Here is a 23113-nt window from a genome sequence, read left to right on the forward strand (position 1 = left end):
GAAAACAGCCTTGCGCTGAAGCAATAATCCCTGACGGCTACCGATCGCGTTTAAATGAGAGAAGAAACGTCACTAAGGCGCGCTGCATCCCCATCGCGCGTTTTTAAACACGCTGGTTTGTGCTGTCCTGACACTTCATTATGAAAGCGCAGGCAAAAAAAAGCCCGCACAAGGCGGGCAACAATACTGGAAGCAATGTGAGCAATGTCGTGCTCTTCTTCGGTAGAGCCACCGTCGAAGCGCAGAAGAATAATAATCATTCTTATTATCATCTGTAAACCCCTAATTGAGAATTTTTCTCATTTCCACACTAACTATGTGATTACCTGCCACGGGTAATGCGGAATTTCTGCGCCGCTAACCTGAGAGATTTTGGGACAATGCCCGCTTTGAGATACACTCAGCCTAATGCCTCGAAATCGTTGAGTTCTATGTCCAGACTAATTTATTCGCTGTTACTTTGCCTCAGTATCCTGAGTGCGTCTGCGTGGTCCGCGCCCACGGGTGATATTCGCCAGAGCGGCTTTATCTATTGTGTTAATGGCACGCTGAACAGCTTTAATCCACAACTGGCCAGCAGCGGTTTCGTGGTTGATACGCTGGCCGCCCAGCTTTATGACCGCTTACTGGATGTTGATCCTTATACTTACCGCCTGAAGCCCGATCTGGCTGCCAGCTGGGATGTTCGCGATAACGGCGCAACCTACCGTTTTCATTTGCGTTCCGGCGTGCAGTTCCAGCAAACGAACTGGTTCAAACCTTCACGTCCGCTTAACGCCGACGACGTGGTGTTCAGTTTTGCTCGCATGTTTGACCGCAAACATCCCTGGCATAACGTCAATGGCGGCAGCTATCCCTATTTTGACAGCCTGCAATTTGCCGACTCGGTGCAGAGTGTAAAGAAAATCGATAACAACAGCGTTGAGATCCGCCTGAATAGCCCTGACGCCTCGTTTCTCTGGCATCTGGCCACGCATTACGCCCCGGTTTTGTCTAAGGAGTATGCCGATCAGCTCGCTGCTGAGGGGCGTCAGGAGATTCTGGATCGTCAGCCAGTCGGCACCGGGCCGTTCCAGCTCAGTGAATATCGTGCGGGCCAGTATATTCGGCTGGCGCGTAATCCACGTTACTGGAAAGGTGTGCCGCGACTGCAGCAGGCGGTAATCGATCTTGGCGCTGGCGGTACGGGCCGCTTATCCAAATTACTGACGGGCGAATGTGATGTGCTGGCCTATCCTGCCGCCAGCCAGCTCACCATTTTACGTGACGATCCGCGTTTGCGTATGACGTTGCGACCAGGCATGAACATTGCCTACCTGGCATTTAATACCCGCAAACCGCCACTTGATCGCCCGGAAGTACGCCACGCACTGGCGCTTGCCATTAACAATGAACGCCTGATGGAGTCGATTTATTACGGTACTGCGGAAACGGCTGCCTCGATCCTGCCTCGCGCGTCCTGGGCTTATGACAATGCATCACGCGTGACGGAATATAATCCTGAGAAGTCACGTGCGGAGCTGGCGCGGCTAGGTGTCACCGATTTGCATCTGCGGCTGGTGGTGCCCTCAACATCCCAGTCGTGGAATCCAAGCCCGTTGAAAACGGCGGAGCTGTTGCAGGCTGATTTGGCTCAGGTTGGCGTAACCGTCACCATCATGCCGGTTGAGGGGCGTTTTCAGGAAGCACAGCTTATGTCCATGAATCATGACTTAACGCTGGCCGGTTGGGCAACAGACAGTAACGATCCTGACAGCTTCTTCCGCCCTCTGTTAAGTTGTGCTGCTATTCGTTCACAAACCAATTACGCTCACTGGTGCTTTCCGGCATTTGATGAAACGCTGCAAAATGCCTTACTGACGCAACAATTATCAGGCCGTATTGACCATTATGACCGTGCTCAACAACTGCTGGCGAAAGAGTTGCCCGTATTACCGCTGGCCTCTTCGCTTCGTTTGCAGGCCTATCGCCACGACATTAAGGGACTGGTGCTGAGTCCCTTTGGCAACGCTTCGTTTGCAGGGGTATATCGCGATGAGCGTGAGGAGCCTTAAGTGATTATTTATATTTTGCGCCGTATGCTGCTGTTAGTGATCACGCTGTTTATGCTCTCTCTGGTCAGTTTTAGCCTCAGCTATTTTACGCCGAATGCCCCGCTCGAAGGCGCATCGCTCTGGGATGCCTGGTGGTTTTGGTTTAGCGGCATGCTGCAACTCGATTTTGGTGTCTCCAGCACAAATGGTCAGGAGATCGGTCTGCAACTGCGCGAAGTGTTTCCCGCGACGATGGAACTGTGCATTTTAGCGTTTACATTTGCGTTGCTGATTGGGATCCCGCTCGGCATCTGTGCGGGCGTGATGCGCAATAAATGGCAGGACAAAGTTATCAGCGCCCTGGCGCTACTCGGCTTCTCGATGCCCGTATTTTGGCTGGCGCTGCTCTTTACCCTGTTTTTCTCACTGACGCTGGGCTGGCTGCCGGTGTCTGGTCGCTACGACTTGCTGTATCCGGTGCAGAATGTCAGCGGCTTTGCCCTGATTGATGCATGGATTAGCCCGTCACCGTGGCGTCACGAGATGTTGATCAGTACCCTTACTCACATGATTTTGCCGGTAACGGTACTGGCGATTGTGCCGACCACCGAAGTGATTCGTTTGCTGCGTAACAGCACCAGCGAAGTGATGGACAAGAATTATGTGAAAGCCGCCGCGACCCGTGGCCTGTCACGCTTCACCGTGATCCGTCGTCACGTATTACATAATGCCTTGCCGCCGGTCATTCCGCGTCTTGGTTTGCAGTTTTCCACTATGCTCACGCTGGCAATGATTACTGAAATGGTGTTCAACTGGCCAGGCCTGGGCCGCTGGTTAATTAACGCTATTCGCCAGCAGGATTATGCAGCCATTTCGGCAGGCGTTATGGTGGTTGGCGGCCTGGTGATTCTGGTGAACGTCATCTCTGATGTCATCGGTGCGGCCATGAATCCGCTGAAACATAAAGAGTGGTATGCCCTGCGATAAGTCAATTAACCATGACAACGCATTAGTTGGCTACAGCAGTGAATCTGTGTTTAAACACAGGTTCACTGAAGGTTTAGTGTTTAAGCTCAGGATCGAAATTTAGACTGAGCATGCCTCTCTCCTGTTCGATGTGATGCAGCGGTGTGACTCATTGCGCTGGTCATTCTGCGCATCGTAACGGTAAACCCTTTGCAGCAGTATCTCTGCCTCAACCTGAAGCGCATTCACGTTTAACCAGGAGCAGAGAGGCGCCCGCGTGGTTGTCTGATGTTTAACACCCGAAAAACAGGCACTTATGAAAATGAAATGGCGTCTGAAAGGAACATGACGCGGAGAGAACCGTTATTCAGGGGCACTCCTTTGCCCACCAGCGAGCTGAACGCCGCCCTACTTTCTGCCACTATTTTGGCCTGCGTTAACAGAAACATTGTGGTTATTGGTGAAGTTACCGCCGCTTTTTTTGCCCCGTTTTTTCACCTCGTCCCGTGCCTTTGCCGGATGTTCTGCAAAATCATCTTTTCCACCGCGATGTTTAGACATAAATCACCTCTTCATAAATATCAAAAAGATAAATATCAATAAAACAGACAGGCTTCATAAGATAGCGTAGCCCCTATTAAAGCAGTGGCAAGCGCGACGACAGCCTCTTGCCTGCCAGATTCGCGGCTGGTCCGCTGCCGGGTAATAACAGAAATATTTATCTGAACCCAGGATGGGTAGTCCGTAACCCGCTTTTATGTGAAAATCTCGCGAGATATTTAAACGTCGTAAGGAAGGTCTGTCATGAAAATAACCTCCGCCCTGATTCAAACGCCTTTACCCTGTGAAAATTACCCTTCTTATCCTGATACAGGAACAGTGCCCATTCTCGGCCAGTTAATAGGGGAAGGCTCAACCGCAGAAGTATTTGAAGATATGAATGATTCATCTGCTTTATATAAAAAGTATGATCTTGTGGGTACCCAGTACGATGAGGTGCTGGAAATGGCAAGGCAGGAATCTGACCTGTTTAATGCTTTTTATGGTGATGACGCATCAGTTGTCATGCGGCATGGCGGTGATGTGTACCTTCGAATGCTACGTGTGCCCGGAACGCCCCTAAGTGACATTGATACAGCGGATATTCCTGATAATTTAGAGAACCTTTATCTGCAATTAATCTGTAAACTGAATGAGGCAGGAATAATCCATTACGATCTCAACACGGGTAACATGCTTTACGATAAAGAGAGCGAAAGCTTATTCCCAATAGATTTTCGCGATATTTACGCTGAATATTACGCTGCAACCCAGCATGGCAAAGAGATTATCGACAGGCGATTACAAATGCGCACAAACGATTTCTATTCATTATTAAACCGGAAAAATTTGCTGTAAGAATTCTGTCCCGGCGCTTCACACAGCGGGCAGCAGCGACTGTCGGCGATTCGTAACGATTATCGCAGCAACTTATCGCCGTTTTTGCGCTTCATGTCAGGGCGTGGCGTCGCTTCTTTTCGCCCTAACCGAAATTGCTGTCTGCCTTCCCTTGCTTGCGACAGTGATATAGTCGGATAATCACCTATGATGAGAAGTACAGGCTTGTTATCTCAACGGTAACGTTGCGATACCCTAACAGAAAGCCTGTTGGGCAAATCAGACGGAGCCCGGTGATTTTCAGCGTTTGGTATCCTTGAGCAATGTGCATACCTTTTTGTTTTACATCATAAAAATGCAGGCAAAAAATGATATTTATCAGGCGCATACATTTCGTCATCCTGAGACAGAATGACGTATCGATTCAGAGCAAACCAATGATATGACAGTAAAAATCAAAGCAACGTCAGCTGAATTCACCCCAACCCAAGCGAATATGTATGCCCTCCGATAATATCTACGCTGAGAAGCGGCTACCCAGCGCGTTTCGCCAAAGCTGGCACCATTTTTATGGCGACACTGCCGCAATGATTGGCTTGTATGGTTTTGCCGCCGTCCTGCTGCTCTGCCTGTTTGGCGGTTTACTGGCCCCGTATGGCATCGATCAGCAGTTTCTTGGCTATCAACTGCTGCCTCCCTCCTGGTCACGTTATGGTGACGTGTCATTTTTCCTCGGCACGGATGATTTAGGCCGCGATGTGCTCAGCCGCCTGTTGAGTGGTGTTGCGCCGACGGTGGGTTCCGCGATTTTAGTGACGTTGTTCGCCACCTTTTGTGCGCTGGTGCTGGGCGTGCTGGCGGGCATAACGCACGGCGTGCGTTCAGCCGTGATGAACCACGTGCTGGATACTTTACTGTCGATTCCATCGCTGTTGCTGGCGATCATTGTGGTGGCTTTTCTTGGGCCGCGTCTTGAACACGCTTTACTGGCGGTCTGGATGGCGCTGATGCCGCGCCTGGTTCGCGCTATTTACAGCGGTGTGCACGACGAACTGGAGAAAGAGTATGTGGTTGCCGCCCGCCTTGATGGAGCCAGCAGCGGTAATATTTTGTGGCACGCCATCTTACCCAACGTTCTGCCTATGCTGATTAGCGAGATTACCCGCGCCCTGTCGATGGCGATTCTGGATATTGCGGCGCTGGGCTTTCTTGATTTAGGCGCGCAACTCCCTCGCCGGAATGGGGCGCGATGCTGGGTGATTCCCTGGAGCTGATCTATGTTGCCCCTGGACAGTGATGCTGCCCGGTGCGGCGCTGATGGTGAGCGTATTAATTGTTAACCTGCTCGGCGACGGTATTCGTCGTGCCGTCGAAGCGGGAGTGGAATAGATGCCGTTACTTGATATTCGTAACCTGACCATTGAATTTATGACCCCCGATGGGCCAGTGAAAGCCGTCGACCGGGTTAATTTAACCTTAAGTGAAGGCGAAATACGCGGTCTGGTCGGGGAATCTGGATCGGGAAAAAGTCTGGTTGCCAAAGCGATCTGTGGCGTAACCAAAGACAACTGGCGCGTAACGGCCGATCGCATGCGGTTTGATGACATTGACCTGCTGCGCCTGTCGCCGCGCGAGCGCCGTCGCATCGTCGGCCATAACGTCTCGATGATTTTTCAGGAGCCGCAATCCTGTCTCGATCCGTCTGAAAGCATTGGTCGTCAGTTGATGCAGGCGATACCTCGCTGGACCTTCAAAGGCCGCTGGTATAAGCGTTTCTGGTTCTGGCGTAAAAGCCGCGCCATTGAATTGCTGCATCGCGTAGGGATTAAAGATCACAAAGACATCATGCGCAGCTTTCCTATGAACTCACGGAAGGTGAGTGTCAGAAAGTAATGATTGCGATTGCCCTGGCGAATCAGCCACGCTTGTTGATCGCCGATGAGCCGACGAATGCGATGGAACCTACCACCCAGGCGCAAATTTTTCGCCTGCTGCGCCGTCTTAATCAGAACAATAACACCACTATTTTGCTGATCAGCCATGACCTGCGCGCCATGAGTCATTGGGCGAATCGCATCAACGTGATGTATTGCGGTCAAACGGTGGAAACCGCACAGAGCGAAGAGTTAATGTCGGTTCCGCATCACCCTTATACCCAGGCGCTGATTCGCGCAATGCCAGACTTTGGCCGTTCATTGCCACACAAAAGTCGTCTGAATACCCTTTCTGGCGCGATCCCTTCACTGGAAAGCTTGCCCATTGGCTGTCGTCTTGGACCGCGCTGCCCTTATGCACAGCGCAAGTGCGTTGAAACGCCACGTCTGGCAGGGGGAAATCACATCTTTATGCCTGCCACTTCCCGCTGAATATGGAGGGCCAATAGCATGGAAACGCTGCTGGAAGTACGCAACCTCAGCAAGACTTTTCGCTATCGCACCGGGCTGTTTCGGCGTCAGCATGTTGAGGCGGTAAAATCGGTCAGTTTTACCCTGCGCGAAAAGCAGACGTTAGCGATCATTGGCGAAAACGGCTCGGGTAAATCCACCTTAGCCAAGATGCTGAGCGGCATGGTGGCACCCAGTGAAGGCGACATCCTGATTGACGATCACCCTTTGCAATACGGTGATTACGGGTATCGCAGCCAGCGCATCCGCATGATATTTCAGGATCCGTCCAACTCGCTTAATCCGCGTCAGCGCGTAAGTCAGATCCTCGATTTTCCACTGCGTCTGAATACCACTCTGGACGCGGCGGCACGTGAAAAACGTATCACAACCACGCTGCGTCAGGTTGGACTGCTACGCGATCACGCCGGTTATTATCCGCACATGCTGGCTCCCGGTCAGAAGCAACGTTTGGGTTTAGCCCGGGCATTGATACTACAGCCAAAAGTGATTATCGCTGATGAAGCCCTTGCCTCACTTGATATGACGATGCGCTCTCAGTTAGTTAACTTACTGCTGGAACTGCAAGAAAAGCATGGCATCGCCTATATTTATGTTACACAACACCTCGGCATGATGAAGCACATCAGTGACCAGGTGTTAGTGATGCATCAGGGCGAAGTGGTTGAGCGCGGCGGCACCGCCGATGTGTTGGCATCGCCGCTACACGATCTGACCAAACGGTTAATCAGCAGCCATTTCGGCGAGGCGCTTACCGCTGAAGCCTGGCGGCGCGAGTACTGATTTATGCCACCGGGGCGGAAATTACTGCCTGGTTTACCCGATCTCAAAGAGACGTGCTAGAATCCGCACGTCGATTAACGTCGGTCGCCTGTTTTTTAATCAACGCGACCGCCAACAACAATGACCATAAGGATTACAGCTATGGGTTTTCTTTCCGGTAAGCGCATTCTGGTTACTGGCGTTGCCAGTAAACTTTCCATCGCCTACGGTATTGCACAGGCGATGCACAAACAGGGCGCAGAACTGGCTTTCACCTACCAGAACGACAAACTGAAAGGTCGTGTGGAAGAGTTTGCTAAAGAATTGGGTTCAGACATTGTTCTGCCGTGTGACGTTGCAGAAGACGAGAGCATCACATCACTGTTTACTGAACTGGCAAAAACCTGGCCAAAATTTGACGGTTTCGTCCACTCTATCGGTTTCGCACCGGGTGACCAGTTAGATGGCGACTATGTTAACGCTGTCACTCGTGAAGGTTTTAAAATTGCTCATGACATCAGCGCCTACAGCTTCGTGGCCATGGCCAAAGCGTGCCGCGCTATGTTAAACCCACATTCTGCGCTGCTGACCCTCTCTTACCTGGGTGCTGAACGCGCTATCCCGAACTATAACGTGATGGGACTGGCGAAAGCCTCTCTGGAAGCGAACGTACGCTATATGGCGAATGCAATGGGTCCGGAAGGCGTGCGTGTCAACGCGATTTCTGCTGGTCCAATCCGCACCCTGGCGGCGTCAGGTATCAAAGACTTCCGTAAGATGCTGGCACACTGCGAAGCGGTTACCCCGATTCGTCGCACAGTCACCATCGAAGATGTGGGCAACTCAGCGGCATTCCTGTGCTCTGACCTGTCTGGCGGCATCACCGGTGAAGTGGTTCACGTTGACGGCGGTTTCAGCATTGCTGCAATGAACGAACTGGAACTGAAATAAGTTCTTCAGGGCGAGCCTTGCTCGCCCTTCTCTTGTCCTGCCCCGCTGCCCGCCTTTATATTTTAACGCTATTAATTATCACCGATCATTCTTTTGCCCTGGCGCACCCTTCAGCGACGATAAGTCAGTTCTTCTGCGCGTGGCCTGTTTCAGATTTTGCCGTCACGTTGCTGTGCCAGAATTTGCAAAAGGATTGACCATGGAACAACGCCGTTATCCCGGCCATAACCACTGGTTTTACGAAAGCCAGACCCGCCCAACAATGTCACCGGCGGTGCCGCTGGTTCCGGAAGCAGCCCATATTGACGATCGCTTTCTGTTGGGTTTACGGCAGGATGCACATGCGCTTCAGCCACTTTTTCGTGATAATCAGCCAGCATTGCTGGCCGCGCGCGATCTCAGTCAACTGCTGTTTCCTGACAGCCTTACCCCAACCCTGACGCATACGCTGACGCTGTATGATCGCCTCAGCACCGCCCTCACCGTAGCGCAGGTGGCAGGGGTGCAGCGTTTGTGTAATCACTATTCTGCCCGGTTAAATCCAGTGCCCGGACCGGACTCTTCGCGTGAAAGCAACAATCGTCTGACACAAATTACCCAGTATGCGCGTCAGCTTGCTATGCAGCCGGAGCTGATCACCGCAGCGTCAGTTAGCGCACTGGCAGCCGTTGGCCTGACTGAGCCTGACATTGTAACGCTCAGCCAGGTCATTGGGTTTGTCAGCTATCAGGCGCGCGTTGTCGCGGGCTTACACGCCCTGCAAGGATTGCCGGTGCGTTGGCTGCCTGGCATTACGCCACCGCCTGATGCAGAGCGCGAAGGATTTGGCGTGGCGCGACGCTGGCATCCCACGCTAAAACCGCTGGAGCAGCGTTATGCCAGCGCGCGGCAGTTGACTGCCCTCACCTTTTGTCAGGCGCAGCCCGATTTAAATGAGGCGGTTTGGGTGCTGGCGCACGATCCTGACGTGTTGTATGGCTGGGCAACATTACGCCAGCGTTTAGAAGCGAATACCTTTACTACGTTGGCGCAGGCGACCAGCGCACGCATTCTTGGCAGTCGCTGGGTTTTTCAACATTTTGCCGGTGTCGGGATGCTCATTACTGCCGTTGAGGATGATGCAAAAGAAAACCCACAGCAGGAGGTCATTGCGCTCGCGGCACAGCTTACACGGACACCAGAACGCTTTAGCGCGGCTCAGTTGCAGCCCCTTTTAAATCGTGGCTGGCAGCGTGGTGAGCTGTTTGCGCTGATTCAGGCTGTGGCAATCGGTAACTGGAACAGCCGTCTCCTTTTTGCGCTGGGAGAAGCCGCTTAAGCCGGCAAATAGCCGCGTGCTTCATCAAAAAAATGCTGAGCCAGCGGCGTAGCACGTCCGGGTTCAGCAATCACCAACGCCGCCTCGCGCGCCATGCGGGTGATCTCAATAGGACGCTGCGCTAAACCTTGCAATGACTCAGGCAGCAGATGGCCTTGGGGTGATACCATGACGCCCAGCCCCACTTGCGTACATTGCAGCAGTTGCATAATTGAGGCGCTCTCTACAATTACGCGGGGCAGCCGTTCAGCTTCACGAAACGCCATATCCAGATAGCGCCGGAAATAACGTGTCTGTTCCGCCAGACACAGCGGCTGTTGAGCCAGCATCGCCAGGCTAATCGACTCATGCTGCATCAAATCGGGAAAATGGTCGGGATGAAACACCGCTTCCACGCCACGATCGGCCAACAGCGCAGCCTGAAAATGCAGTTCTCGCAACGTTGCCATCTCAAAAAAGCCGATGCCTACATCCACGGTATGACTGTTCAGCGCCTCCAGCAGTTGATCGGCACTTAAGACCGCGATGCGGTAATCAAGCTGCGGAAAACGCGCGGCAACTGCTTTCAATAGCTGGGGCAACGCAACGCTGCATTGCGGCACCACGCCAAGGCGCAGCGTGCCGTTAACCCCGTGCTTTAGCGACTCCACTTCCAGCTTCAGTCCCTGATAAACAGAAACAATTTCACGCGCCCACGCCAGTACGCGATCGCCTTCTGGCGTAAAACCAGCAAAGTTATTGCTGCGGTTGATGAGCGATAATCCCAGCTCGCGCTCCAGATTTTTCAGCCTCATTGAGAGCGTAGGCTGGGTGACAAAGCTGGCTTCGGCGGCGCGACCAAAATGGCGCTCGCGTTCAAGATTGCACAAATAAATGAGTTGTTTTATGTCCATAAACCTTACCATTCAGTAAGTTACGATAAGGCGTTATCGTGGAGGTGGAATCAGTGTTATGCGTAGCGGCTCGCGATCACCTGACGTCACGGCGAGCAGCGCAGAGATGTTCTTTTAGGATGCAGCTGATGTCAATGTAAACCCGCCTGTCAGGCGGGTTGTTTATCGGTTGTTTCGGCATCGTCATCATTGTTGACCATCGAAGCCTGAATCACCTCTTCTTCAATAGATGGATTGAGCGCCGCGCCCAACGGTGACGTTGCCAGACTTTCAGGCATGACCACGTGCGGTAACGGCACTTCGGTTGTTGGCAGCGGAACTTGCTTAGCGGTGTAGCTCAGCGCGGCAATCACCAGAGCGCAGAGTATAAAAGAGAGGTAGAGCATGTTGCTGCCAAGCGGCTGCATCAGCGCCCCAACCGCCAGCGGCCCCATGCTGGCACCAATACCAAAAGCCATCAGCAAACAGGCAGTAAGCGAGACGCGGCGTTCTGCTGCAACCTGATCGTTTGCCAGCGCAACCTGTAATGGATAGAGCGAAAACTGCATCATGCTGGCAACAAAAGCGATGCCCAGCAGCCAGCTAAAAGTCAGGTTCGGCAACAACACCAACGGTAACGCGGATACGGCAAACAGCACCGAGATAAAAAACAGCAGGCGCTGACGATCATAACGATCTGAAAGCCAACTCAACGGGAACTGAGAGACCAGTCCGGCAAAAATAGTCAAACTCATAAACAGGCCGGTTTGATCGGTAGAGAAGCCTTTACTGCTGGCGTAAACCGGTGCCAGGCCATAGAACGCGCCGATTGCCATGCCCGTCACCAGCGTGGTGCTCAAAAGTTTGGGGATGGTGCGAATAAAATAACCCAGCTCCATGGGCGCAGGCGACATCGCCTGCACATGGGTACGGGTGGTCAGCGCGATCGGCACCAGGCAAAGCGCAAAGCAGAGCGCGACAATCAGCAAACTGCTGACGCCGAATCCGCTTTGTAGCGTCAGCAGAACCTGCCCGCCACTCAACCCTAAATACGTTGCCACCATATAAAAGCCAAAAATCACGCCGCGCTGAGAGGATTCCGCCTGATCGTTGAGCCAGCTTTCGAGAACCATATACTGACACATCATACACAGGCCGATGATCAGCCGCAGAAACACCCATAACGGTATCATGTCGGTTAAACCATGCCCGATAACCGATGCAGTAATAATGCCGGCGCAGGATACATAAGCGCGAATATGACCGACACGCGCGATAAGGTTATGTCCGACTTTGCCGCCAATCACCAGGCCCACGTAGTGCGCTGCAGTGATCGCACCAATCAGCACACCGCTGACCTCTTCATGAGCCAGGCGCAGTGAAACATAGGTTGTCAGCAGTCCAGAACCCAGCAGCATTAACAAGGTTGTGGCATATAACGGAAGGAAGGTATTGAGAATTTTCTTCATATGACTCCCTGTCAATACCGGTAAGGCATCAGGCCAGCAAAGCCTTAAAGATAGCTGAAATTTGACCGTGACGGTGGGCAAGATAAGGCTGGAGATGATTCTCCAGCCTGAGTGCGCGCATCAGATGTTGGGAAAAGTGATGTTGTTGCCTGGGGCTTCCCGGTGTAAATGGATAAAATTCAGGTGGCGTTCATACTGATCGAGAATATCGATGATCACCTGCTCTTTGCTGTAATCCATCAGGTCATTGCCCTGACTGCCTTCCAGCAGGAAGGTCTCCAGCCGATAGTAAGTGGATTTCCCGCTGCGCGCGCGGTAGGTAAAGCCCGGAACCGAATATTGTTGCGGCCAGACCTGATAGACAAAGTCTTGCTCTTCGCCCAGATTAACGCGCAGATCGAGATAACCAATCGCATTGCCCTCTTCCGGCGGCATGTTTTCCAGTGCCACTTTGCCGCCGCGCAGCGCCAGCTCTTTGGCCACATCCTGCATTGCCGGGAAGATAACGGATCCCATCATCTGTTGGGTATAACGCGTGCCGGGATAGTTCATCAGACGTGACAGACGCTTTTTCCAGCTCAGACGATCGTTCGCGGCAGCGAGATAAGGTGCGGTTTCTCGCGTGGCACTGGCGCGGCGGTAATCTTCAATTTTCAACGACTTATATAATCCAGCCATCACAAAGAAGATCACGAAACTGAACGGCAGCCCCATAATTACCGTGGTGTACTGCAGCGCCGTGATCCCATTGGTCATCAGCATACTGAGTGTCAGCACCCCAATCGCCACTGACCAGAAGATGCGCAGCCAGTTAGGGGCATCGCTGTTAATGTCTTTCAGCTTTGAGGTGAAATTACCCAGAACCAGTGCACCCGAATCCGCAGAGGTCACATAGAACAACAAGCCTGTAATGGTGGCAACGGATGCGCTCAGTTTAAAGGCAGGATACTGCGCCAGCAGGCTATAGAAGCCGCGTTCAGCATGCGTCATCACTTCCTGCGCAAAACCGGCATCGCCATGAATAATTTCATACAGCGCAGCATTACCAAACACCGACAGCCACAGCAGCGTGAAGGTAAAAGGAATGATCAGCGTACCAAGTACGAATTCACGAATGGTACGACCGCGTGAAATACGCGCCAAAAACAGGCCAACAAACGGCGACCAGGCAACCCACCATGCCCAGAAGAACAGCGTCCAGTTATTCATCCATTCGGTTGGGCGATCAAAAGCAAACGTGTTCAGGGTCATGCCCATGAAGCGATTGATGTAATCACCAACGTTTAACACCAGTGCGTTAAGCAAAAATCCGCTATTGCCCATCACCAGCACAAACAGGATCATCGCCAGTGCAAGAACCACATTCAGCTCTGAAAGGATACGAATACCTTTGTCCACGCCAGCAGTAACAGAGATTGTCGCGATAATCACCGACAGGACAATTAATGCAGTTTGCGCCGTCAGGCCTTCAGGAACATCAAACAGCACTTTCAGGCCATAGTTGAGCTGTACCACACCAATACCCAACGTAGTGGCGATACCGAAAATGGTGCCGACCACTGCAGCAATATCTACCGTATGGCCGATGGGACCATTGATGCGTTTACCAAAAATAGGATAGAGCGCGGAGCGAATGGTCAACGGCAGGTTATAACGATAGCTGAAGTAGCCGAGCGCAATTCCCATCAGGGCATACATCGACCAGCCTGTTAAACCGTAGTGGAATAGCGTCCAGACCATCGCCTGGCGGGCTGCTTCCAGGGTTTGCCCTGCTCCTTCAGGTGGTTGCATATACTGCGTGACCGGTTCAGCCACCGAGAAAAACATCAAATCGATACCGATACCGGCGGCAAACAGCATCGCCGACCAGCTCAGCAAGCTGAACTCCGGTTTCGACTGCTCCGGCCCGAGCTTAATGGCACCAAAACGTGAGCAAGCCATGTACAGCACAAACACGATATAGAGCGTAGCCGCCAGCATGTAGTACCAGCCAAACGTGGCGGAAACCCAGTTTACGGCGCGCAAGATCCAACCGGCTGCAACATCGTTATAAAGAATCATGACTAGTGAAAAGGTCAGAATCAGTCCGGCTGAGGTGTAAAACACAACAGGATTGAGTCTGTCTTTTTCGCTGGCAGGTGGATTTATCATTACTTACCTCTGGTTAATTTATCCCAAAAAAATCAATAAGTTATCCCTTTGCGATCGGGCGATATCTGACCGCATCTTTCTCATTTTTCAATCCATTACTGTTATTGCATTACTGACTGCGCCATAGCGGGGTTCGGCGTGTTTATCTGTCAACCAACGTGCAACATCCTAACAACTTTTCTTTTTATATTGAACGTGCAATCAAAAAAAGTTTTAATAGTGACTCGAAACGTGGGTGGAGCTGGAGCTATGCCAAAGGTGGGAATGCAGCCGATAAGACGTCGGCAACTGATTGATGCAACCCTGAGCACCATAAATGAAGTCGGGATTAATGACGCAACTATCGCCCAGATTGCCCGCCGTGCGGGCGTATCGACGGGCATTATCAGTCACTACTTCAAAGACAAAAACGGCCTGCTGGAAGCCACGATGCGCGACGTTACCCGCCAGCTGCGTGATGCCGTTGCCGCCAGGCTGAAGCCACTGGCAAATGGCACAACCGAAGCGCGGCTGTGCGCCATTGTCGAAGGCAACTTCGATGAAACCCAGGTGCATAACGCCGCGATGAAGGCCTGGCTCGATTTCTGGTCCAGCAGTATGCACCAGCCCCAACTGAATCGTCTGGAACGGGTCAGCAGTGGACGCCTTTTTTCCACGCTGGCCGCAGAATTCCGCCGCGAAATACCGCGCGATAAAGCGCGCCTGGCGGCACATGGGTTAGCGGCATTGATCGACGGATTGTGGTTACGCGCAGCATTAAGCGGCAATCCCTTTGACCCGAACGTCGCCAGAACGCTAACCACACAATTCATTCGTCAGCAGCTGGCTGGCGCGAACGAATAACGGAAGAGGAAGAGATGTCTCACTTTACCGAACAAAAACTCTATATCAACGGCGCTTACGTAGCCGCCGCTGAAGGCAAAACGTTTCAGACCATCAATCCGGCCAATGGCGAAGTGCTGGCTGAGGTTCATGAAGCTGGACGGGCCGATGTTGATCGCGCCGTTGCGGCAGCGCAGAAAGCACAAAAAGTCTGGGCCGCGATGACTGCAATGGAGCGATCGCGCATTCTGCGTCGCGCCGTGGATATTCTGCGTGAACGTAATGACGAATTAGCCGAGCTGGAGATGCTCGACACCGGTAAACCCTACAGCGAAACCGCCAGCGTCGATATCGTCACCGGTGCCGATGTGCTGGAATATTATGCCGGACTGATCCCGACTCTCGAAGGTCAGCAGATCCCGCTGCGCGATAGCGCGTTTGTTTATACACGTCGCGAACCGCTTGGCGTCGTGGCGGGCATCGGCGCGTGGAACTACCCGATTCAGATTGCGCTGTGGAAATCAGCACCTGCCCTGGCGGCAGGCAATGCCATGATCTTCAAACCCAGCGAAGTGACGCCCTTAACCGCGTTAAAACTGGCAGAAATTTACAGCGAAGCGGGCGTGCCGGATGGTGTTTTCAACGTATTACCGGGCAGCGGCGCGGTCACCGGGCAGCTACTGACCGAACATCCCGGCATCGATAAAATCTCTTTCACCGGCGGCGTCGCCAGCGGCAAAAAGTGATGGCGAATGCCGCAGGTTCCACGCTGAAAGAGGTCACCATGGAACTTGGCGGTAAATCACCGCTGATCATTTTTGACGATGCCGATCTCGATCTGGCTGCTGACATTGCCATGATGGCCAACTTCTACAGCTCTGGCCAGGTCTGCACCAACGGTACGCGCGTGTTCATTCCTGTCTCAATGAAAGCTGCGTTCGAAGCGAAGATTGCTGAACGTGTGGCACGCATTCGCCCAGGCGATTTACGCCAGCCCGACACCAATTTTGGCCCGCTGGTGAGTTTCAGCCATCGCGATAACGTAATGCGCTACATCGAATCTGGCATTGCCGAAGGCGCTCGTTTGCTGTGCGGCGGCACTCGCCTCACCGGTGACGGCTTCGATAACGGCGCATGGGTTGCGCCTACCGTCTTCACTGACTGCCATGACGAGATGAAGATTGTACGTGAAGAGATCTTCGGACCGGTGATGTCAATTTTGACCTATGAGCATGAAGACGAAGTGGTCCGTCGCGCCAATGCTACCGAATTTGGTCTGGCTGCTGGCCTGGTGACGCAAGACCTTAACCGGGCGCACCGCGTGATTCATCAGATTGAAGCGGGTATTTGCTGGATCAATACCTGGGGCGAGTCAGCGGCAGAGATGCCGGTGGGTGGTTATAAGCATTCAGGCATTGGCCGTGAGAATGGCCTGATGACGCTGCAAAATTACACTCAGGTTAAATCAGTTCAGGTCGAGCTGGCCCGTTTTCAGTCTGTATTTTAATTAAGTAAACCTGAGGAACGACGAATGGAATTTGACTACATCATCATTGGAGCCGGATCCGCAGGGAATGTTTTGGCAACACGTCTGACAGAAGATAGCCAGGTAAACGTTCTGCTGCTTGAGGCAGGCGGCCCGGATTATCGTTTTGATTTTCGTACCCAAATGCCTGCTGCACTGGCGTATCCACTCCAGGGAAAACGCTACAACTGGGCATACGAAACCGATCCTGAGCCACACATGAATAACCGCCGCATGGAATGTGGTCGGGGCAAAGGCTTAGGCGGTTCCTCTCTTATCAACGGCATGTGTTACATCCGTGCCAATGCCATGGATCTTGATAGCTGGGCCACCGCGCCTGGCCTGGAATCGTGGAGCTATCTGGATTGCCTGCCCTATTACCGTAAAGCGGAAACGCGCGATATCGGGGCAAACGACTATCACGGCGGCGACGGCCCGGTTTGCGTGGCGACGCCAAAAGCCAGCAAAAATGTGCTGTTTGAAGCGATGATCGAAGCGGGCGTACAGGCGGGCTATCCACGCACCGATGACCTGAACGGTTATCAGCAGGAAGGCTTTGGGCCGATGGATCGCACCGTGACGCCGCAAGGTCGTCGCTCAAGTACCGCGCGCGGCTACCTTGATCAGGCCAAAGGCCGCACGAATCTGAAAATTATTACTCACGCCACCACCGATCGCATTCTGTTCGATGGAAAACGCGCTGTGGGTGTGGAATATCTGATCGGTAACAGCAACACCCCTCATCAGGCCCATGCGCGCCGTGAGGTGCTGTTGTGCGCAGGTGCGATAGCGTCGCCGCAGATCCTCCAGCGTTCAGGCGTGGGGCCGGCGAAACTGTTAGCGCAGTTCGATACTCCGCTGGTCCAGGATCTGCCTGGCGTGGGTGAGAATTTGCAGGATCATCTGGAAATGTATCTCCAGTACGAATGCAAAGAGCCGGTGTCACTTTACCCGGCCCTGAAATGGTGGAACCAGCCGAAAATTGGTGCCGAGTGGATGTTTAACGGCAGCGGCGTGGGCGCAAGTAATCAGTTCGAAGCGGGCGGCTTCATCCGCAGCCGCGAGGAGTTTGCCTGGCCCAATATTCAATACCATTTTTTGCCGGTGGCCATTAATTACAACGGTTCCAACGCCGTTGATGCGCACGGTTTTCAGTGCCATGTTGGGTCGATGCGCTCGCCCAGCCGTGGGCATGTGCGGTTGAAATCGCGCGATCCGCGTCAGCATCCCTCAATTTTGTTTAACTACATGGCATCTGAGCAGGACTGGCAGGAGTTTCGCGATGCTATTCGCATTACGCGTCAAATCATCAACCAGCCTGCACTGGATAAATACCGTGGTCGCGAGATCAGCCCCGGTATCGATTGCCAGACGGATGAGCAGTTAGATGAATTTGTGCGTAACCACGGCGAAACCGCGTATCACCCTTGCGGTACCTGCAAAATGGGTAGCGACGACATGGCGGTGGTCGATGGTGAAGGTCGCGTGCACGGTACAGAGGCGCTACGTGTCGTCGATGCCTCGATTATGCCGCTGATTATCACCGGCAATTTGAACGCTACCACCATTATGATCGGTGAAAAGATTGCCGACCATATTCGGGGGCGTGAACCTTTGCCGCGCAGCACTGCCCGCTATTATGTTGCTGGCGACGCGCCAGCACGACAGGCGCCACAGCGCGCAGAGTAATTTTTTCCACCCAGCGCAACGCCAGCAATCTTTCCGGTTGCTGGCGTTTTTTTAGCTTAAACCCAGCCTGAGGTTCTGAGCTTTTTCCACAGCAAAAGCAGGCGCCCACGGTTGCGGCCAGTACCGCCGGATAACCGTAACGGGAATGTAGTTCAGGCATGTGGTCGAAGTTCATGCCATACAGACTAAAAATCACCGTTGGTACTACTAAAATCGCGCCCCAGCCAGCCAGCTTTTTTACCACTTCATTTTGCTGAACCGTTACCAGAGCCAGATTAACGTGCATGGCACTGGTCAGCATTTCCCGCATGTCATCCGCATCGTTTACCACATGACGGGCATGATCCTGCACGTCGCGAATATAGGCGCGAAGCGGTTTAGGAATGATCTCGTCATGAAGCCGAATAAGCTGGGTACATATTTCTTCTACCGGTGCAGCGGCATTGTGCAGCGCAAGCAAATGACGGCGCATGTTATAGACCAGTTGCACCGCCTGCCGATCAAACTGACTGCTGAACATGGACGCTTCCATTGCACTGATTTTTTCCCCAGCGCCGTAACCACCACTGAATAGTGATCAACGATAAAATCTAACAGGCAGTAGAGCGGATACCCTGGGCCGTGCGCCAGCATTGCCGGATTTTGCGCGGCGCGCGTTCTGACCGGCGCATAACTGTCTGACGAACCATGACGTATTGAGATGAAAAAGTTCTTCCCGACAAACAGATGCGTTTCACCAAAGCTAATCTCCCCCTCCGTTTCATGAACCGTTTTGACCACGATAAAAATCGATTCGCCATATTGCTCAATCTTCGGGCGCTGATGCGCGGTCAGCGCATCTTCGATGGTTAATTCATGCAGGCCGAACTCTTTTTGCACTTTATTCATGGATTCCGGCTCTGGCTGCCACAGTCCCAGCCAGATAAAGGCGTCTGGCTCTTTGATCACCTCGCTTATCGCGTCGATATCAACCTTTTCACTTTCCCCGCCTTTGCGGTAAACCATGCTGTTAATAATCATCTTTTTAGCTGTCTGATGGGCCGGTAAAAACAGCTTAACGGCTTTTTTGCTTATCTCCAGTCATGGCAAAATAAACCGCAGGCAGCCCTGGTGCGGAAAGTGACCAATGCAGGATAATTTAGCGACTGGTGGCACTGGCCTCATGTAACGCTTTCAGCGTTTGCCAGAGTACGCCGACCGCTAACTGACCGGGAGCAGACGCCTGGCCGAGACTGCCAAAGGTCAGATTGCTGCCGTAAATTTCACCAGAAATGCGGCTGATGGTTCCCTGCCCGCCCATCGCCATGGTGAGCAGCAGGCGATCGCTGCGCTGTCGCATCTGCCAGGTGATTGTGGTTAAACGGTTCACATCTTCCGGCGTTTTTGGCATCACGGCAATTTTAAGTACATCTGCACCCTGTGCCGCCTGCCATTCAAGCCGTTTTAGCATCTCTTCATTCGGGGGCGTGTGGTTAAAATCATGCCATGACATCACCACCGCAATGTGTTTCTGATGTGCTGCTGCCACCAGCTTACGCATCGGCTGCTCACCGATATGCATTTCGATATCGATCATGTCGGCAAAACCGGCAGCCAGCCACTGTTGATAAAGTTCGCTATACAGCGCGTCGCCTGGCGCTTTTTCGCCGCCCTCACCCTGAGTGCGGAAAGTAAGCAGCAGCGGTTTACCCTTTAAGTCGCGGCGCATCGCCTGTCCCAGCTGCATGACGCGCCGGGCATCAGTAGCAAAATCGAGCTTATCAACGCGCAGTTCGACAATATTCACTTCTGACGTTTGCGCAGCCTGCTGCGTCTCTTTCAGCACACTCGCCTCGTCCTGCCCGGAGGTGGAAACAATAATGGCAGGCTGGCCGAGGCCGAGAGTTAAATTGCCGACCTGCAAAGGCCGAACCGCGCTTTTTTCTGCAGGTTTTTGCTGCGCTTCCACCTCCGCCGTGCTGAGTGACACGGCCATAGTCAGCAGTATTGCCATCGGTGCTTTGAACATTGTTTTCCTCTCTGTTGTTTTTGCGCTGTCTCATTTTTACGATCTGTTTCACACTTTTAAGATAGTCAAAACAGAGCGGCGCCTGAGCCATAAACCTGCCGCGCCCGATCCCCGCGCTGATCCGAAACGTAACGGCCGTTGCACTTTGAAAATTTCAGAGACACTATTTCCAGGCATTATCTCTTTGAATATACATAAGTTATCTCTTTAGCATGCCGTTACTCAGCATCCCTGCCAGCAAAATGTCAGTTTTTATGTAGGCTTGATTTACATTCATTGACAGAGGGATGCACAGTGTCAACATCATCTTTTCGCTTTTGGCCTGCACTGACTGGCGTAGTGGTCGGCGTATTTGGCCTGGCTTATCTGATACTCGGTGCCTGGCTGGCGATTTCAGGCGGGACGCCCTGGTATTTGCTATTCGGTGGTGGATTTTTAATCAGCGGGATAGCCCTTTTTCGCCGACGTCAGACCGGTATCTGGCTCTATCTGGTGACGTTTTTGATGTGTGTCACCTGGGCGTTAACCGAAGTGGGCCTGGATGGCTGGCAACTCATGCCCCGCCTGCTGGCCCCGGCAGTGCTGGGCGTCTGGCTCAGCCTGCCCTGGGTAGTGCGTCCGATTGTGGCGGCACCCTCCCGGCGTCGATCTGCTGCTGTGGGCGGCGTGATCTATGTGATTGCTATTGCCGGGATTATGTATAGCGGCTGGCAGGTAACCGACGCACGATTTGTTCAGCATCAGCCTTTTCCTGCGGTGCAAACCCCTTCACAACCGGCCTTTTCTTCAGCGGAGAATGAGTGGAAATATTATGGCCGCAACGCGGCAGGTCAGCGTTTTTCCCCTCTGACGCAAATCACGCCGCAGAACGTTAGCCAGCTTAAACCCGCATGGCGTTATGACACAGGCGATCGGTTACGCAAGGGGGAAGATAAAGCGGGACGTGAATTCAACTTTGAGGTGACGCCCCTAAAGGCAGGGGATTCGCTCTATATCTGTACGCCGCATCGCGAAGTGATTTCGCTGGACGCCACCACAGGCAAGCAACGCTGGAAATTTAATCCGAAATCAGACACTGCTGCTAATGAGTACCTGGCCTGCCGCGGTGTGGCGTGGAGTCAGGTTGCAAGCGATGCCACCTGCCCGGAAAAAATTATTACAACCACTGCAGATGCGCGCATGGTGGCGCTGAATGCCCGCACCGGTAAGCCCTGCGAATCATTTGGTCAGCACGGTTTTGTTAGCCTGACCGATCATATGGGCAACGTTCCGCCAGGCTTCCACTACATCACCTCTCAGCCGATGGTAATGGACGGACGTATCGTTTTGGGAGGCTGGATTTATGATAACCAAAGCACAGGCGAACCTTCCGGCGTTGTGCGCGCCTATGATGAAAAAACCGGTGAACTGGCCTGGGCGTGGGACATGGGCAGAACGCCCGCTAACGCGCCATTAAAGCCGGGTGAAACCTATACACGCGGTACGCCAAACGGCTGGGGCACTTACACTGCCGATGCGGCGCTGGGCCTGGTTTATATTCCCCTCGGTAACGCTACGCCAGATTACTATGGTGCAGGCCGACGCCCTTTTGATGAGAAATATTCCAGTGCCATCGTGGCGCTTGATATTCATAGCGGTGCAGAGAAATGGCATTTCCAGACGGTACATCACGACGTCTGGGATTACGATTTGCCCATTGGCCCCACGCTGATCGATTTACCGTCTGATGATGGCAGTACCGTTCCGGCGCTGGTACAAACCACTAAAATGGGCCAGCTTTTCCTGCTGGATCGGCGCACCGGTAAACCGCTGGCGCAGGTGAAAGAGAAGCCGGTACCAACCTCGCCATCGCTGCCAGGTGAACATCTTTCCCCTACTCAGCCCAACTCTGTCGGTATGCCAAGCCTCGCACCGCCCGCGTTAAAAGCCACCGATACCTGGGGCGCAACGCCGTTTGACCAACTCTGGTGCCGCATTCAGTTTCATCGTTACCGTTATCAGGGTTTCTTCACCCCACCGGCTGAGGGTACATCTATCGCTTATCCGGCGTTTGACGGCGTGATGGACTGGTATGGCGCTTCAGTTGATCCGCGTCATAACGTGCTGATCGCTAATACCAGTTACATTCCTTTTACCATGCAGATGATGAAAAGCGATGAAGCTATCCATCAGGGCCTGATGCAAAAATGGGCGGGCTGGGCCAGCGGCCAGCCTTACCCGAAACCCAAAGAGTTTGCTGTCGGGCCGCAATATGGCACGCCCTGGGCTGCCGTGGTTAAACCCTGGCTCAGCGTCCTGGGCGCACCCTGCAGTACCCCTCCGTGGGGCAAAATCTATGCTATCGATCTCACCAGTCGTAAGATCATCTGGGAACGGCCAGCCGGAACCACGCGAGACATGAATATTTTCGGTACGCATACCAATGCCCCGCTGCCAACCGGTATTTTCATGATGGGCGGCAACGTGATAACACAAAGCGGCGTTATTTTTATGGGCGCCACGGCGGATGATTATCTGCGTGCTTTTGATGAAACTAACGGTCATGAATTATGGCGTGCACGCTTACCTGCTGGCGGTCAGGCCACCCCTATGACCTATATGGGTAAGGATGGTAAACAGTATGTCGTTATTGCCGCAGGCGGTCATGGCGGTTTAGGCACGCGCTCAGGTGATTCGCTGATCGCTTATGCATTACCGTCTCGTTAATCATTTAAACCGGGCTGCGCAAGTGGCCCTGATAACATAAAAAATCACCCTGTTATTTG

General features: G+C 53.0%; 15 protein-coding genes and 4 pseudogenes. 12 read left to right on the forward strand and 7 right to left on the reverse strand.

Features of this window, described 5'->3' with window-relative positions; genetic code table 11:
* Positions 1–50: 50 nt before the first annotated feature.
* A complete protein-coding gene (locus O3W44_RS04340) occupies positions 51–260 on the reverse strand; it encodes a hypothetical protein (protein ID WP_269292121.1) in 210 nt (69 codons plus the stop codon).
* A gap of 171 nt (positions 261–431) precedes the next feature.
* On the opposite strand from O3W44_RS04340, the gene sapA reads away from it, so the two are divergent.
* The gene (sapA, locus tag O3W44_RS04345) at positions 432–2054 is read left to right on the forward strand and encodes an ABC transporter substrate-binding protein SapA (protein ID WP_269292122.1); all 1623 of its coding nucleotides are present in this window, start codon (positions 432–434) and stop codon (positions 2052–2054) included.
* Entirely contained in the window at positions 2055–3020 is a 966-nt protein-coding gene (sapB, locus tag O3W44_RS04350; RefSeq protein WP_269292123.1) for a putrescine export ABC transporter permease SapB, read from the forward strand.
* A 387-nt stretch (positions 3021–3407) separates the two neighbouring features.
* Here the strand turns inward: sapB and O3W44_RS04355 are convergent, their stop codons facing one another.
* The gene (locus tag O3W44_RS04355) at positions 3408–3560 is read right to left on the reverse strand and encodes a stress-induced protein (RefSeq protein WP_269292124.1); all 153 of its coding nucleotides are present in this window, start codon (positions 3558–3560) and stop codon (positions 3408–3410) included.
* A 243-nt stretch (positions 3561–3803) separates the two neighbouring features.
* Between O3W44_RS04355 and O3W44_RS04360 the strand changes: the two genes are divergently transcribed.
* From O3W44_RS04360 to O3W44_RS04385, 6 genes and pseudogenes are all read left to right on the forward strand, one after another.
* Complete coding sequence (locus tag O3W44_RS04360) at positions 3804–4397, forward strand: OspG family effector kinase (protein ID WP_269292125.1); 594 nt, start codon at positions 3804–3806, stop codon at positions 4395–4397.
* A 479-nt stretch (positions 4398–4876) separates the two neighbouring features.
* Positions 4877–5765, forward strand: a pseudogene (sapC, locus tag O3W44_RS04365) (putrescine export ABC transporter permease SapC).
* Positions 5766–6759: pseudogene (gene sapD / locus O3W44_RS04370) on the forward strand (putrescine export ABC transporter ATP-binding protein SapD).
* A gap of 1 nt (position 6760) precedes the next feature.
* The gene (gene sapF / locus O3W44_RS04375) at positions 6761–7564 is read left to right on the forward strand and encodes a putrescine export ABC transporter ATP-binding protein SapF (protein ID WP_269292126.1); all 804 of its coding nucleotides are present in this window, start codon (positions 6761–6763) and stop codon (positions 7562–7564) included.
* 141 nt (positions 7565–7705) lie between these two features.
* Positions 7706–8494: an enoyl-ACP reductase FabI gene (gene fabI / locus O3W44_RS04380; RefSeq protein ID WP_269292127.1), complete on the forward strand. Its 789-nt coding sequence runs from the start codon at positions 7706–7708 to the stop codon at positions 8492–8494.
* Positions 8495–8693: 199 nt separating this feature from the next.
* The gene (locus O3W44_RS04385; RefSeq protein ID WP_269292128.1) at positions 8694–9812 is read left to right on the forward strand and encodes a CMD domain-containing protein; all 1119 of its coding nucleotides are present in this window, start codon (positions 8694–8696) and stop codon (positions 9810–9812) included.
* On the opposite strand, the gene O3W44_RS04390 is transcribed toward O3W44_RS04385, so the two are convergent.
* From O3W44_RS04390 to O3W44_RS04400, 3 genes are all read right to left on the reverse strand, one after another.
* On the reverse strand, positions 9809–10705 hold the full coding sequence (locus O3W44_RS04390) for a LysR family transcriptional regulator (protein WP_269292129.1): 897 nt from the start codon (positions 10703–10705) through the stop codon (positions 9809–9811). The genes O3W44_RS04385 and O3W44_RS04390 overlap by 4 nt on opposite strands.
* A 149-nt stretch (positions 10706–10854) precedes the next feature.
* Positions 10855–12153, reverse strand: a complete 1299-nt coding sequence (locus O3W44_RS04395) for an MFS transporter (RefSeq protein ID WP_269292130.1) — start codon at positions 12151–12153, stop codon at positions 10855–10857.
* 120 nt (positions 12154–12273) lie between these two features.
* Complete coding sequence (locus tag O3W44_RS04400; RefSeq protein WP_269292131.1) at positions 12274–14304, reverse strand: choline transporter; 2031 nt, start codon at positions 14302–14304, stop codon at positions 12274–12276.
* Positions 14305–14553: 249 nt separating this feature from the next.
* Here O3W44_RS04400 and betI point away from each other — a divergent pair, with 249 nt between their 5' ends.
* The 3 genes and pseudogenes from betI (at position 14554) to betA (ending at position 18340) form a co-directional block, all read left to right on the forward strand.
* The gene (betI, locus tag O3W44_RS04405; protein WP_269292132.1) at positions 14554–15147 is read left to right on the forward strand and encodes a transcriptional regulator BetI; all 594 of its coding nucleotides are present in this window, start codon (positions 14554–14556) and stop codon (positions 15145–15147) included.
* Between the two features lie 14 nt (positions 15148–15161).
* A pseudogene (gene betB / locus O3W44_RS04410) lies at positions 15162–16633 on the forward strand (betaine-aldehyde dehydrogenase).
* Positions 16634–16657: 24 nt separating this feature from the next.
* Complete coding sequence (gene betA / locus O3W44_RS04415) at positions 16658–18340, forward strand: choline dehydrogenase (RefSeq protein ID WP_269292134.1); 1683 nt, start codon at positions 16658–16660, stop codon at positions 18338–18340.
* Positions 18341–18396: 56 nt separating this feature from the next.
* On the opposite strand, the pseudogene O3W44_RS04420 reads toward betA, so the two are convergent.
* Together O3W44_RS04420 and aroD are read right to left on the reverse strand one after the other, a co-directional pair.
* Positions 18397–19360, reverse strand: a pseudogene (locus tag O3W44_RS04420) (magnesium and cobalt transport protein CorA).
* Positions 19361–19478: 118 nt separating this feature from the next.
* Positions 19479–20348, reverse strand: a complete 870-nt coding sequence (gene aroD, locus O3W44_RS04425) for a type I 3-dehydroquinate dehydratase (protein WP_269292135.1) — start codon at positions 20346–20348, stop codon at positions 19479–19481.
* A gap of 294 nt (positions 20349–20642) precedes the next feature.
* Between aroD and O3W44_RS04430 the strand changes: the two genes are divergently transcribed.
* Positions 20643–23054 carry a membrane-bound PQQ-dependent dehydrogenase, glucose/quinate/shikimate family gene (locus tag O3W44_RS04430; RefSeq protein ID WP_269292136.1) on the forward strand — a complete coding sequence of 804 codons (2412 nt, stop codon included), beginning with the start codon at positions 20643–20645 and terminating at the stop codon, positions 23052–23054.
* Positions 23055–23113: the final 59 nt, after the last annotated feature.

This window comes from Pantoea sp. LMR881, from assembly GCF_027157825.1.
GTDB lineage: Bacteria > Pseudomonadota > Gammaproteobacteria > Enterobacterales > Enterobacteriaceae > Pantoea > Pantoea haifensis.